Here is a 14,430-nt window from a genome sequence, read left to right on the forward strand (position 1 = left end):
GTGTCTCCTGAACTCGAACACGTGTGGAGTGCCGTCCTCGACAAGCTGACTGATCCGGAACTGGCCAGTGACGACAATCCGGCCCTGTCGCGCCAGCAGCAGGCGTGGCTCCGGCTCGTCCAGCCGATCGCCGTGGTCAACGGTTTCGCGATGCTCGCCGCCCCGTCGGCCTTCGCCCGCGACAACATCGAGTCCATCCTCCGCGGTCCCATCACGCGCGCACTGAGCTCGCAGCTCGGGGAGCCGATCGATCTGGCCGTCAAGGTGGACACGTCACTCGCCGGGGCTCAACTACCGACTGACGACGCCGACCACCCGGCCATCGACGCTGAGGACATCCACGGCCCCGGCGCGGAGGACGAGCATCCGCCCGCCACGACCCGCCCCCGGCGGATGACCGAGGAGCAGATCGCCGCCGAGCGCCTCCTCCACGGCAGCGACCGCGACGAGGCGTTGTCCGCCGCGTCCGCGCCCGGGTTGAACGAGCGCTACACGTTCAGCGCCTTCGTCCAGGGCAACTCGAACCGCTTCGCCCGGGCCGCCGCACTGGCTGTCGCCGAGGCACCGGCCCGTGCGTACAACCCGCTGTTCATCTGGGGCGAATCCGGTCTGGGCAAGACCCACCTGCTCCACGCGATCGGGCACTACTCCCTGCGGATGTACTCCGAACAGAAGGTCAAGTACGTCTCGACCGAGGAGTTCACCAACGACTTCATCAACTCCGTCCGCGACGGCCGCCAGAACATGTTCAAGAAGCGGTACCGCGAGGCGGACATCCTCCTGGTGGACGACATCCAGTTCCTCATCGGCAAGGAACAGGTCCAGGAGGAGTTCTTCCACACCTTCAACACGATCCACAACGCGCAGAAGCAGATCGTGATCTCGTCCGACCGGCCACCCAAGCAACTGCAGCCGCTGGAGGACCGACTGCGCACCCGCTTCGAGTGGGGTCTGATCACCGACATCCAGCCGCCCGAGCTGGAGACGCGTATCGCGATCATCGACAAGAAGGCCAAGTCCGAGAACTACGTGGTCCCGAGGGACGTCCTCGAGCTCATCGCGACGCGGGTCCAGCGCAACATCCGTGAGCTCGAGGGAGCTCTCATCCGGGTGGTGGCGTTCGCCTCCCTCAACGGCCACGAGATCGATGTGCCGCTCGCGGAGGTCGTGCTCCGTGATGTCGTCTCGGACGACGACTCCCTGCAGATCTCGGCCGCGACCATCATGGCGGTGACCGCGGAGTTCTTCTCCACGAGCATCGACGAACTGTGCGGCACCTCCAAGACCCGGTCGTTGTCGCGGGCCCGCCAGATCGCCATGTACCTGTGTCGCGAGCTGACCGATCTGTCGCTTCCCAAGATCGGCGTCACCTTCGGTGGCAAGGACCACACGACGGTCATGTACGCCCAGCGCAAGATCCTCAAGGAGATCAAGGACGACCGGCGCACGTATGACCAGATCCAGGAGCTGACGGCCCGGATCAAGGAGCGTTCGCGGTCCCTCTGAGCTCCACGCCGGAACTCACCTACGCTGCGCGCTCGCGCCGCCGCTTGTGCCCGGCCCCGCTTGTTCTCGCCCCCGCGGACGTCCACCGACGCCCCGCGTCTCCGGCCGGCCCTCTGCCGACCCCGCACGCGCCGAAGATGACGGTCCGCGACGGCGACAGCAACATATCGACACCCGATGGCGTCCGCACGCCCTGGTGCGCGGACCCAGGACCGCTGCGAGAGGTCGTAACGGGCCCTGTGCGGCCCCCTGCCGAGTGCGGCGTTCCGCCCCGAACGGATACCCGCCCCGATTCGGAGGAAAGACCCCGCACGGCGGTAGAAAAGCCGCACGACGCTGTCGAGTCGCGCACACTTTGCCCGATTCGAGGGCCTCATCACGGGACATTCCACACGCATCAGGACGCGCCGTGCGACACATCCGGGACTCCCACACACCCTTTGTCACACCCTTCACAGCTGTGGACAACCCTGTGGAGTCTTGTGGACCGACGGTGGACAGACGGTGGACGGACTCTTGTGACTCCACCGGGGTCGGGAGGCAAATCACAAGATCGCACGCCTGCGTCCACACGACGAAATCGGCACAGACCTGTGATTACAGGCCTCGGCTCACAATTTCACAGGACCTACTACTACTTCTTATCTCTCTAGATAGTTCTTGTTAGAAGTAGGGATGTGGAGCGGCGAGCCTGCTTGACCGGGTTACGCCGAGTCCGTGTGTCCGCTGTCGGTCCGAGCGGTTACTCTCATGGAGACGCTCCGCCCCCGGCGGCGGAAACGTGCAATACGAGCTTGAACCAATACGAGCTTGAACCGACCAATCGTCCAGATACCGGATCCCGGTATCCACACCCGCCTGAAAGAGGTCATCGATGGAGATCACGGATCCGACGTTCCGCGTCACCCGCGAGGACTTCGCGGATTCCGTGGCCTGGGTGGCACGCACGCTGCCCTCGCGTCCCTCGGTCCCGATCCTCGGCGGGGTGCTGCTCGAGGCCGATTCGGGACTGACGATCTCCGGGTTCGACTACGAGACCTCGGCGCAGGTATCCGTGCCGGCCGAGGTGTCCGAGCCCGGCAGCACGCTGGTGTCCGGCCGACTCCTGGCGGACATCGCCCGTGCCCTGCCGGACCGTCCGGTCGAGGTCGTCGTCACCGCCCAGAAGATGTACATCTCCTGCGGTACCGCGAAGTTCACGCTCCCGACCATGCCGGTCGAGGATTACCCGCAGCTGCCGGCGATGCCGGAGGTCACCGGTTCCGCCGAGGTCGACGCGTTCTCCGAGGCCGTGTCCCAGGTCGTCGTCGCAGCGGGCAAGGACGACACCCTGCCGATGCTCACCGGCATCCGGATGGAGATCGAGGGCACCCGCGTCACGCTCATCGCGACCGACCGGTTCCGTCTCGCCATCCGGGAGTTCGACTGGGAGCCGGCCCGCGAGGATGTCGCGGTCGAGGTGCTCATCCCGGCCAAGGCACTGTCCGAGGTCACCCGTTCCGCCGGCCACGGCGGTCGCGTGGATCTGAGCCTGGGAGCCGGCTCCGATGTGGGCGCCGAGGGCATTCTGGGTGTGCTGGTGTCCGGTCAGCGGACCACCACCCGCCTTCTCGACGCGGAATTCCCCAAGGTCCGCCAGCTGCTCCCGCCGCAGCACACCTCACTCGCGATCGTCGAGGTGGACTCGCTCGTCCAGGCGATCAAGCGGGTCGCGCTCGTCGCCGACCGCGGCGTGCAGGTGCGCATGGCGTTCTCGGATGGTGAGCTCGCACTGTCGGCCGGAGGCGATGACGCAGCCCAGGCCAATGAAACCCTCCCGGTGGACTTCGTCGGCGAGCCGCTGACCATCGCGTTCAACCCCGGTTACCTGCTCGACGGTCTCGGCAGTGTCCACGCAGGCCGCGTCGCCTTCGGTTTCACCCAGCCCAGCCGCCCGGCCGTGCTGCGTCCGGCACCCGAGACCCTCCCGGAGCCCGGCGCGGACGGCGCGATCCAGCCGGTGGATTCCGACCACACCTACCTGCTCATGCCCGTGCGCCTGCCGGGCTGAGGCCCCGCCCCGGAACCGATCCGGTATGCACCTGCGTCACCTCAGGCTCCTCGATTTCCGCTCCTGGCCCCTGCTCGAACTCGAGCTCGAGCCCGGGGTCACCACCCTGGTCGGACGCAACGGGCACGGCAAGACCAACGTTCTCGAGGCAGTCGGGGTCCTCGCCAGCCTGCGGTCCCACCGCGTGGCGACCGACGCGCCGATGATCAGGACCGGTGCCCGAACCGCACTGGTGGGCGCACTCGCACACAACGCGGGACGTGAATTGACCGTCGAACTCGCGCTCAACTCCGGCAAGGCCAACCGGGCGCGACTCAACACCTCCCCCTGCCGACGACTGTCCGACGTCCTCGGGGTGGTCCAGTCCGTACTGTTCGCGCCGGAGGACCTGGCGCTCGTCCGTGGCGAGCCGGCCGAACGTCGCCGGCTTCTCGATGAACTCATGATCCAGCGTCGCCCCGCACTGGGTGGTGACCTCAGCGAGTACCCCTCGGTGCTGCGCCAGCGGACCGCCCTGCTCAAGTCGGCCTCCGGTGCACTGCGGCGTGGGGGCCCCGAGGACTCCGCGACCGTGCTGGACACCCTCGACGTGTGGGACGGACGGTTGGCCGAACTCGGAGCACGATTGGTCGCCGGTCGGATCGACCTCCTCCGGCAGTTGCGGCCCCTCGTCGTCGACGCCTATCGGGGCCTGGCCCCCGAGTCCCGTCCCGCCGATCTCACCTATCGCTTCCGCGTGGCGGACGCGCCCGACGAGTCGGAGCTGACCGATCCGGAATTCGTCGAGGCGGTGTTGCTCGCCGAGCTCGGGCGGCGTCGTCGCGACGAGATCGACCGCGGGATGTCACTCGTCGGACCGCACCGCGACGACCTGATCCTGAGACTCGGCGACGAGCCGGCGAAGGGGTTCGCGAGTCACGGTGAGACGTGGTCGTTCGCCCTGGCGCTGCGACTGGGATCGCTCGAGCTGTTCCGTGCCGACGGGGCGGAACCGGTCCTTCTCCTGGACGACGTCTTCGCCGAACTCGACCGGCACCGCCGGGCCGCGCTGGCCGACGTCGCGGCCGGTGTCGAACAGGTCCTCATCACGGCCGCAGTGGGCGAGGACGTGCCGGGCTCGCTGCGCGGGGTCCGTCATGACGTCGTGATGACGGGCGAGGGAGCGGATCGTCACTCGGCGATGACGGTGTCACGACGCCAGCATGACGGTGCGGACGCTCGCGAGCACGCCGGCGGGGAGGATGGGGTCAGCGACGCGGACAGTGGCGGGGACGACGACGACAACACCGATACCGGAAGCAGGGCAACACCGTGACGGACCGAACCGGCAAGGACTCCGTAACACCGTCTGACCCGCCACAACGCGGTTATGACGTCGCCAAGCAGGCCCTCGAGGAGGCCCGCGCCCGGGCCCGGGCGGAGGGCAAGCAGGTCGGCCGGGGTCGGACCGGCCCGGTGGGGGCGGGCAAGCGGCTGCGCAAGCGCGGGTGGACCGGATCCGGTGCCGACCCGTGGGACCCACAGCCCCTCGGCAAACTCGTGGGCCAGGTCGCCAAGAAACGGGGTTGGGACGACAAGGTCACCACCGGGCGTCTGTTCGCGGAGTGGGACCGGATCGTCGGGGAGGACGTCTCGGCGCACGCCACCCCGGAGCGCCTCGAGGAGGGAATCCTGTACGTCCGTGCGGCGAGTACCGCATGGGCCACGCAGCTGCGGCTCATGTCCGCCGACATCCTCCGCAAGATCGCGGCCGCCATGGGGCCGGGTCATGTCCGTCGTCTCAAGGTGGAGGGGCCGGAGAAACCGAGCTGGCGCAAGGGGCCCCTGCACGTGTCCGGTCGCGGCCCCCGTGACACATACGGGTGAGGGCCGGGCGTGCCCGTGGCCCGCGTGACGGTTGTCGCAGGTAGACTGGGCCGGTCCCAGACCCCCGAAACGCGAGGAGTTCGCACGTGGCGGACGCCAAGAGCAAGGCCAACAACAGCGGGCCCAAGGAATACGGTGCATCATCGATCACCGTTCTCGAAGGGCTCGAGGCCGTCCGGATGCGGCCGGGTATGTACATCGGCTCCACCGGACCGCGGGGACTGCACCACCTGATCTGGGAGGTCGTCGACAACTCCATCGACGAGGCGATGGCGGGTCACGCGACCGGCGTCAAGGTCACGTTGCTGGAGGACGGCGGCGTCGAGGTCATCGACGACGGCCGGGGCATCCCCGTGGAGATGCACGAGCAGGGCATGCCCACCGTCCAGGTCGTCATGACCCAGCTGCACGCGGGCGGCAAGTTCGACTCGGACTCCTACGCGGTGTCCGGTGGTCTGCACGGGGTCGGCATCTCCGTGGTCAACGCGCTGTCCACCCGGGTCGAGGTCCAGATCAAGCGCGACGGGCGCCTGTGGAAGCAGGACTTCGACATGGCGGTCCCGGCAGAGCTGGTCGACGCCGGCCCCGCCGAAGGAACCGGGACCAGGGTCCGGTTCTGGGCGGATCCGACGATCTTCGAGAGCACCGAGTACGACTTCGACGTGGTGGCACGCCGCCTCCAGGAGATGGCATTCCTCAACAAGGGACTCACCATCACGCTCACGGACCGGCGACCGCGTGCCGAGAAGGCCGCCGAGCTGGACGCGATCGCGGACAGCGAGGGCAGCGGCGCGGAGGCGGCGCCCGGTTCCGACGAGGGGTCGGATCTCGCCCACGCGGTGGATGCGGAGCAGGCGTTCGCCGAGGGCGCGCAGGCAGCCGACGCCGTCGAGGTGACGCCCGCCGAGCCGGTCAAGGTCCGCGAGCGTAAGCGCACCTTCCACTACCCGGACGGTCTGAAGGACTACGTCACCGCGATCAACAAGTCCAAGACCTCGATCCACCCGACGATCCTCTACTTCGAGGGCAAGGGGCCCGGCCACGAGGTCGAGGTCGCGATGCAGTGGAACTCCGGTTACTCCGAGTCCGTCCACACCTTCGCCAACACCATCAACACCCATGAGGGCGGCACCCACGAGGAGGGCTTCCGCGCCGCGCTGACCTCCCTGGTCAACAAGTACGCGCGCGAGAAGAAGCTCATCAAGGAGAAGGACCCCAACCTCACGGGAGATGACATCCGCGAGGGCCTGGCGGCCGTGCTCTCCGCGAAGATCTCGGATCCGCAGTTCGAGGGTCAGACCAAGACCAAGCTCGGCAACACCGAGGTCAAGGGCTTCGTCCAGCGACAGGTGTCGGAGCACGTCGGACACTGGTTCGAGGCCAATCCCGCCGAGGCCAAGGTCATCATCAACAAGGCCATCGCGTCGAGCCAGGCTCGCGTCGCAGCCCGCAAGGCCCGCGAGATGGTGCGTCGCAAGTCGGCCACCGACATCGGCGGTCTGCCCGGCAAGCTCGCCGACTGCCGCTCCAAGGATCCGGCGAAGTCCGAGCTGTACATCGTGGAGGGCGACTCCGCCGGTGGCTCGGCCAAGTCGGGTCGGGACTCGATGTTCCAGGCGATCCTGCCGCTGCGCGGGAAGATCATCAACGTCGAGAAGTCACGGATCGACAAGGTCCTCAAGAACGCCGAGGTCCAGGCCATCATCACGGCGCTGGGAACCGGCATTCACGAAGAGTTCGACATCGACAAGCTGCGCTATCACAAGATCGTGCTGATGGCGGATGCCGACGTCGATGGTCAGCACATCTCGACGCTGCTGCTGACGCTCATCTTCCGGTTCATGAAGCCGCTGGTCGAGAACGGGTACGTCTACCTGGCGCAGCCGCCGCTCTACAAGCTCAAGTGGGGCAAGGGCGAGCCGGACTTCGCGTACACGGACCGCGAGCGGGACGAACTGCTGAAGATCGGCCTCGAGAACAAGCGCAAGATCAACGTCGACGACGGCATCCAGCGCTACAAGGGCCTCGGCGAGATGAACCCCAAGGAGCTGTGGGAGACCACGATGGACCCCGCGGTCCGTACGCTCCGCCAGGTCACCCTCGACGATGCCGCCGCGGCGGACGAATTGTTCTCCATCCTCATGGGTGAGGACGTGGACGCGCGCCGCAACTTCATCACCCGCAACGCACGAGATGTGCGGTTCCTCGACGTCTGACACCGTCGCCGGACAGACACGGGAAAGGGGGGCGTCCGCCGAACTCGGCGGACGCCCCCCTTCGTGTCCCGGGTGGCCCGAACGACGTGGTCTCGTAGCGGAGATGCATGTCCGCACGGAGAATATGGCTGATTTTCAGGCGGTGTCTACCCCCGGCGACGGAAGTCGACGTGGTGATTCGCGATTACTCAGCGCAGCTTGCGCGGGAGAGCGCTGGTCGCGTGACCATTGAGACCACGTCGCTAGCGGCATACGGGCCGGGGGCGAACGCGCCGGGCCCGGCGTCCCCCGATCGGGTCACTCGTCCCCCGGGAGGCCTCCGAGTCGCCGAACCCCCGCGCGCCCGTGCCGGTGTTTTCGCTGGACCTATAGACTGGCCGGGTCGGAGCGTGCCCTCGTGGTGCCGCTTCGAGCGCGAGACGAAGAGGAGCCCATGACGGACACGACGTTGCCGCCCGAAGCCGGGGGTCACGACCGGATCGAGCCGGTCGACATCCAGGCGGAGATGCAGAGAAGCTACATCGACTATTCGATGAGCGTCATCGTCGGTCGAGCGCTACCTGACGTCCGGGACGGGCTCAAGCCCGTCCACCGCCGGATCCTCTACGCGATGTGGGACAACGGCTACCGGCCCGAGCGCAGCTACGTGAAGTCGGCCAAGCCCGTCGCCGACACCATGGGCAATTACCACCCGCACGGTGACTCGGCGATCTACGACACCCTGGTGCGCCTCGCCCAGCCGTGGGCGATGCGCTACCCGATGGTCGACGGCCAGGGAAACTTCGGTTCGCGCGGCAACGACGGTGCCGCCGCCATGCGCTACACCGAGTGCAAGATGACCCCGCTGGCCATGGAGATGGTCCGGGACATCGACAAGAACACGGTCGATTTCCAGCCCAACTACGACGGCAAGACGTCCGAACCGGTCGTCCTCCCGTCGCGCATCCCCAATCTGTTGGTCAACGGTTCCAGCGGCATCGCGGTCGGTATGGCCACCAAGATGCCGCCGCACAACCTGCGCGAGGTCGCCGAGGCGATCTACTGGTGTCTGGACAACCCCGACGCCGACGAGGAGGAGACCCTCGCGGCGTGCATGGATCGGATCAAGGGCCCCGACTTCCCCACCCACGGCTTCATCGTGGGCGAGCAGGGGATCAGGGACGCCTACACGACCGGCCGCGGTTCGATCCGCATGCGGGGCAAGACCTCCATCGAGGAGGAGGGCAACCGGACGGTCATCGTCATCACGGAGCTGCCCTACGAGGTCAACCCGGACAACATGATCCTGTCGATCGCCGAGCAGTTGCGGGACGGCAAGATCGCCGGCATCTCGAAGATCGACGACGAGTCCTCGGACCGGGTCGGCCTGCGCATCGTCGTCACTCTCAAGCGTGACGCCGTGGCCAAGGTCGTGCTCAACAACCTCTACAAGCACTCGCAGCTGCAGACGTCCTTCGGCGCGAACATGCTGTCGATCGTGGACGGTGTGCCCCGGACCCTGGCCATCAACCACCTCGTGCGGCTGTACGTCACGCACCAGATCGAGGTCGTCGTCCGACGCACCCAGTACCTGCTGGACGAGGCGGAGAAGCGCGCCCACATTCTGCGCGGCCTGGTCAAGGCGCTCGACGCCCTCGACGAGGTCATCGCCCTCATCCGCCGTTCGGAGACCGTCGAGGTCGCGCGCGAGGGTCTCAAGGACCTGCTCGACATCGACGACGACCAGGCGCAGGCCATCCTGGACATGCAGCTGCGCCGCCTCGCGGCCCTCGAGCGGCAGAAGATCGTCGACCAGCTCGCTTCGATCGAACTCGAGATCGCCGACTACAAGGACATCCTCGCCAAGCCCGAGCGGCAGCGCGCGATCGTCGCCGACGAGCTCCGCGAGATCGTCGAGAAGTACGGGGACGACCGCCGGACCAGGATCATCCCGGCGGACGGGGACGTCACGGACGAGGACCTGATCGCCCGCGAGGACGTCGTCGTCACCATCACCGAGACCGGTTACGCCAAGCGGACCCGCACCGACCTGTACCGCGCCCAGAAGCGCGGGGGCAAGGGTGTGCGCGGCGCGGAGCTCAAGCAGGACGACATCGTCCGGCACTTCTTCGTCTCCTCCACCCACGACTGGCTGCTGTTCTTCACCACCAAGGGCCGCGTCTACCGGATCAAGGCCTATGAGCTGCCCGAGGCGAACCGCACCGCCCGCGGTCAGCACGTGGCCAACCTCCTGGCGTTCCAGCCGGAGGAGCGCATCGCCGGCGTCATCCGGATCAAGGGCTACCAGGACGCGCCGTACTTGGTGCTGGCCACCCGCAACGGGCTGGTCAAGAAGTCCCGGCTCGAGGACTACGACTCGCCGCGCTCCGGCGGTCTGATCGCCGTGAACCTGCGCGACGGCGACGAGCTGGTCGGGGCGGCGCTGGCCGGACCCGACGACGACCTGCTGCTGGTCTCGGAGAAGGGCCAGTCGATCCGGTTCCACGCCAACGACGACACGCTCCGCCCGATGGGCCGCGCGACCTCCGGCGTGATGGGCATGCGGTTCAACGACGGCGACGCCCTGCTGAGCATGTCGGTCGTGCGAGCCGAGTCGTCCGACCAGGAGAAGTACTTCCTCCTGGTGGCCACCGAACGCGGGTACTCCAAGCGCACCGCCCTGAGCGAATACACCGCCCAGGGCCGGGGCGGCAAGGGCGTGCTCACGCTCATGTTCGACCCCAAGCGCGGGAAGCTCGTCGGTGCGACGATCGTGGAGTTGCAGGACGAGCTCTACGCCATCACCTCCAGCGGCGGTGTCATCCGCACGTTCGCCAAGCAGGTCCGCAAGGCGGGCCGGCAGACCAAGGGCGTGCGGTTGATGAACCTCGCCGAGGGTGACTCGCTACTGGCCATCGCCCGCAACGCCGACGAGCCCGACGACGAGGACCGGTCCGCGGCCGAGTCCGCCAAGGAGGAGTAGGCGATGACCGAGCCGACCGATCCAGCCGACCGGACCGACCCGACCGAGACGTCCGACGCGGTGTCTGACGGCCCAGCGCACGGGGGGTCGTCCCCGGCGCCCGGTTACGGCGGGTCGGGGGCCGGCACCGGCGACGCCGGCACGTCGGCCACCACCGCCTTCCCGGCGGCCACCCAGCATCGCGCCGAGGGCGCGAACGGGGGCGTCTCCAAGGCGCACTCGGGGGGCGCGGCCGGGCGAGCCGCACCGATCGTCCCGCCCACCGAGCGCCGGGGCCCCATGGAGTCGGTCCTGGTGCTGCGCCGGATCGACCCGTGGTCGGCCTTCACCACCGTGCTGGGGCTGATGTTCGCCCTCTACCTGGTGTGGATGGTGGCCATCGGGGTCACGTACCTGCTGCTGTCCGGGATGGGCGTGTGGGACCGGCTCGGGGGCCTGTTGTCCGGCGTGGCGGGCGACGAGTCGGCAGCCGTGATCGGGCCGTCGACGATCTTCCTCTACAGCGGCGGAGTGGGACTGCTGAACGTGCTCCTGCTGTCGATCCTGGCCACGCTCGCGGTGTTCATCTACAACCTCGCGGCCGGCCTGACCAGCGGCGGCGTGCAGGTCACGCTCGCCGATCCCCGGTACTGACGGTGCCCCCGGCGCCCGGCCGAGGGTGCCGATTTGGGCGGTGGCGCGGACGTCGGGTAGATTGACCTCTCGGTACGAGGGCCTATAGCTCAGGTGGTTAGAGCGCCAAACTGATAATTTGGAGGTCGGAGGTTCAAGTCCTCCTAGGCCCACTCCGCCAGGCAGACGCCGGATCCGCTCGATGCGGTCCGGCCTTTATGCTTGGAGGTACGGGGCCTTAGCTCAGTTGGTAGAGCGCTGCCTTTGCAAGGCAGATGTCAGGGGTTCGAATCCCCTAGGCTCCACGGAAGCGAAATCCTCTGGTCATCCTGACTGGGGGATTTCCTCGTTTGTGCTGGTAGAGACGACGATAACCCGGCGACACTCTAGGACGCAAGGGGACACTCGGATACTCTCGTATCGGAACAGAGCCGGAAGGTTCCGAGAACGGGGGCGGCATGGCTGGCAGGAGACGGCGACCCTGGGGAAGCGTCACCCCGAAACACACCGCGAAAAAGAAGCGGTTCTACGCCGAGTACACCGGCCCAGACGGGGCACGCCACACCGCAGGCCGATCATTCGAGACCGCCCAAGACGCCGACTCATGGCTAGTTGCCGAGCGGCGACTCATCGAACGCGACGACTGGACCCCACCAGCGGAACGCAGACGCCGGGAACGCCACGCCGGGATGACCGTGGGGGAGTGGCTGGACACCTACCACGACCGGCTACAAGACACAGACCGTATCCGCGCGTCCACCGCCCAGGCGTACCGCAGAGTCGTCAAGAGCCGCATCACGGGGACCAAGCTTGCGGAGATGCCCCTCACGCGGGTCCAGATGGGCGACGTACAAGCGTGGTGGGCGCAGACGGCACGGGACTACCCCAAGACCCCCACAACGAACCGCAACGCCTACAAGCGGCTACGGGCAGCGTTTCAGGCACTCGTGGACGACGAGAGTTCCCCCCTCACCGACAACCCGGTAAGGGTCGTGGAAGCGTCCAAGCGCCCCCGCCCCAAGTACAAGGAACTACCGGAGCGAGAAGAGCTAGAAGCAATCATCGACAAGTTGCCCGAGCGGTACAAGCTCGCCGGGGTGCTCTGTCTCCTGCATGGGCTAAGGGTGGGGGAAGTGCTTGCACTACGCCGGAAGCACATCGTTGTCAGGGACCGTGATGGTTGGCCCGAGGTCGATATTCGGGTACGTGGGAATGTCCAGAGGATCGCAGACGCCGAGGGCCATATGCGGATGGTGTGGCAGGACGCTAAGACGGCGGCGGGCGTGCGTGACGTTCCCGTGTTCCCAGAGCTTGCGCCGGTCGTGGTCGATCACTTGGAGCGGTTCGCCGGTAAGGGTGCGGAAGGTCTGGTGACGCCGACAGAGAGCGGCGAAGTGGTGTTCGATACGTCGTTCCGGTCGATCTTTAATCGTGCGAGGTCTGCGGCTGGTGTGCGTGATGATTTGACTCCCCACTATGGGCGCAACTATCTGATTACGTTGCTTGCGGAGCGTGGCGCTACCCCGGCTGAGATTGGGTCGATCCTGGGGCAGGAGGATTTGAAGACGATTGTGGAGACCTATATGCGGGTGCGTCCTAGCCGGCCCAGGGATTTGATGGGGCGTTTGGGGTAGTTTCCGCTGGTCAGGGGCGGTGCCGTTCGAGCACGGACACCCTTCACGATATGGTGCGTCTGTAGTTGATCCTTTCAGGTGTGGGTGGTTGCCCTGCCTGGGGAGTTTGTGCCGGGGTTTCCGGTGTCTGCCCTGTTTTGGGGTGCCCATATTACGTGTTGTGAGGTTTCGTTTATGTCTGTGTCGTCGTCTCGTCTGGTGTCGCTTGCTGATGCCGCAGAGCACTACAGCGTTTCAGTCAAGACTATTCGGCGTTGGATCGCTGATGGTCGGATCGAGGGTTACCGGGTTGGTCCCCGGCTTCTGCGTGTGCGTATGGATTCGCTGGATTCGGCTACCCGCCGTCTCGCTACCGCCTGAGTCCTCTGCAAAGCCCCGTATTGGGGCCTCATTCGCTTTCTGAGCGACTTTCAGCCCTTTCCCATACCCGAGTATGGGTGAGGCTATTTCAACCCCTTAAATCGTGAAGGTGGAGACGTTAATGCAGACGTTCGGAACGGGAATGCGCTATCGGAGTGAAATCGGTACGCGGTGGCCGGAGCAGCGGGACCGGGACGAACGGGAGAAGGTTCCCGAAGTGCTCCCACCTATCCAAACGTGTGAGGTTCCCGAATCCATGTACGCCAAGCGGGAGAAGCTGGCATCGAAATGGGTTGGACTAACGCATGGGGCATACCTAGTACCAGTCGCTAAAGCCCCGGCGAAGAGGTCACGCAAGACCGCATGAGTTACGTGACAATCGCATAGTTTCCCGAGGTCGTCCCTGTTTCGGTATGCCGTAGAATCGAAAGCACGAGTGGTTTAGGGCATTCGAGCGGCAGAGTTCGTTAACCCCATGCCGTAGAGTTGTTTACGAGTAGACGACAAAGGTTTGTCCACCTATCCCGTAAGCTAGAGGCAGCGGCGATGTGAGAGGCAACTAGACGCCGTTTAGTAGACTCGAAGCATAGGCAGCACAAGAAGCCGACTAGATCGGCATGATAGAGTTTTTGTATCTGATAAGGGCAGCCAAGCCCACCCAATAACGAAACCCCCGCGAGCACACCGCCCGTGGGGGTTTCGCCGTTCCTGGAAGGTTCCATATGTACACGATTTCAGAGGTCGCTGACCTCCTCCGAGTTTCAACCGTAACTGTCCGCGAGTTGATCGCCAACGGAACTATCAAGGCGATTCGGCTTTCCCCGAAGGTCACCCGAATTTCCCAGGCCGAGATTGATCGGATCACAGGCACCGACACCACCAGCTAGACCGGCTACATTCCCCCGGCCATTCATAGGGGGAACCATTCATGAAGCCTCCGGCTGTCATGGTCCCCCCTCGCGCTCCGCGCTCACCCCCTCCCGACATTCGAGAAGAGAAATCTTTTCCATCGGCGCGCCAGCGACGATCCCTGCCCTTCCGAGCAGATCAAACCCGAGGGCAACCGGACCAGCAACAAACCCCTCCCTTCCCCGTCTATGCCGCGCCGCGAGGCGCTATGAAACACACCGCACCGGCACAGGCACCACCCCCAATGATGATCTTTTCAATCGCGCCTGGGGAGGGGGTGAGCGTTAGCGAGGGGGAACGCCCCGAAGGCCGCAG

10 protein-coding genes and 2 tRNA genes are annotated in these 14,430 nt (G+C 66.1%); all 12 read left to right on the forward strand.

Features of this window, described 5'->3' with window-relative positions:
• The 12 genes from dnaA (at position 1) to AB5G72_RS00060 (ending at position 14,093) form a co-directional block, all read left to right on the forward strand.
• The gene (dnaA, locus tag AB5G72_RS00005) at positions 1-1,506 is read left to right on the forward strand and encodes a chromosomal replication initiator protein DnaA (protein ID WP_067720197.1); all 1,506 of its coding nucleotides are present in this window, start codon (positions 1-3) and stop codon (positions 1,504-1,506) included.
• An 874-nt stretch (positions 1,507-2,380) separates the two neighbouring features.
• Entirely contained in the window at positions 2,381-3,556 is a 1,176-nt protein-coding gene (gene dnaN / locus AB5G72_RS00010; protein WP_256820631.1) for a DNA polymerase III subunit beta, read from the forward strand.
• A 25-nt stretch (positions 3,557-3,581) separates the two neighbouring features.
• Positions 3,582-4,871: a DNA replication/repair protein RecF gene (gene recF, locus AB5G72_RS00015; RefSeq protein WP_440220627.1), complete on the forward strand. Its 1,290-nt coding sequence runs from the start codon at positions 3,582-3,584 to the stop codon at positions 4,869-4,871.
• Complete coding sequence (locus AB5G72_RS00020; RefSeq protein WP_067720203.1) at positions 4,868-5,422, forward strand: DciA family protein; 555 nt, start codon at positions 4,868-4,870, stop codon at positions 5,420-5,422. The genes recF and AB5G72_RS00020 overlap by 4 nt, the downstream gene beginning before the upstream one ends.
• An 86-nt stretch (positions 5,423-5,508) precedes the next feature.
• Entirely contained in the window at positions 5,509-7,638 is a 2,130-nt protein-coding gene (gene gyrB / locus AB5G72_RS00025; RefSeq protein ID WP_206473895.1) for a DNA topoisomerase (ATP-hydrolyzing) subunit B, read from the forward strand.
• Positions 7,639-8,071: 433 nt separating this feature from the next.
• Positions 8,072-10,600 carry a DNA gyrase subunit A gene (gene gyrA / locus AB5G72_RS00030; RefSeq protein WP_182635550.1) on the forward strand — a complete coding sequence of 843 codons (2,529 nt, stop codon included), beginning with the start codon at positions 8,072-8,074 and terminating at the stop codon, positions 10,598-10,600.
• Between the two features lie 3 nt (positions 10,601-10,603).
• Positions 10,604-11,233: a DUF3566 domain-containing protein gene (locus tag AB5G72_RS00035; protein WP_206473894.1), complete on the forward strand. Its 630-nt coding sequence runs from the start codon at positions 10,604-10,606 to the stop codon at positions 11,231-11,233.
• Between the two features lie 78 nt (positions 11,234-11,311).
• A tRNA-Ile gene (locus AB5G72_RS00040) sits at positions 11,312-11,385 on the forward strand.
• A gap of 59 nt (positions 11,386-11,444) precedes the next feature.
• Positions 11,445-11,517: transfer RNA gene (locus AB5G72_RS00045), tRNA-Ala, on the forward strand.
• A gap of 153 nt (positions 11,518-11,670) precedes the next feature.
• The gene (locus tag AB5G72_RS00050) at positions 11,671-12,846 is read left to right on the forward strand and encodes a tyrosine-type recombinase/integrase (protein ID WP_440220628.1); all 1,176 of its coding nucleotides are present in this window, start codon (positions 11,671-11,673) and stop codon (positions 12,844-12,846) included.
• Positions 12,847-13,020: 174 nt separating this feature from the next.
• Positions 13,021-13,206 (forward strand): helix-turn-helix domain-containing protein, encoded by a 186-nt coding sequence (locus tag AB5G72_RS00055; protein ID WP_440220629.1) that lies wholly within the window; start codon positions 13,021-13,023, stop codon positions 13,204-13,206.
• Between the two features lie 722 nt (positions 13,207-13,928).
• Positions 13,929-14,093, forward strand: coding sequence for a helix-turn-helix domain-containing protein (locus tag AB5G72_RS00060; RefSeq protein ID WP_440220630.1), 165 nt, complete (start codon positions 13,929-13,931; stop codon positions 14,091-14,093).
• Positions 14,094-14,430: the final 337 nt, after the last annotated feature.

The organism is Dietzia sp. MNB45 (assembly GCF_051994785.1).
Lineage (GTDB): Bacteria > Actinomycetota > Actinomycetes > Mycobacteriales > Mycobacteriaceae > Dietzia > Dietzia kunjamensis.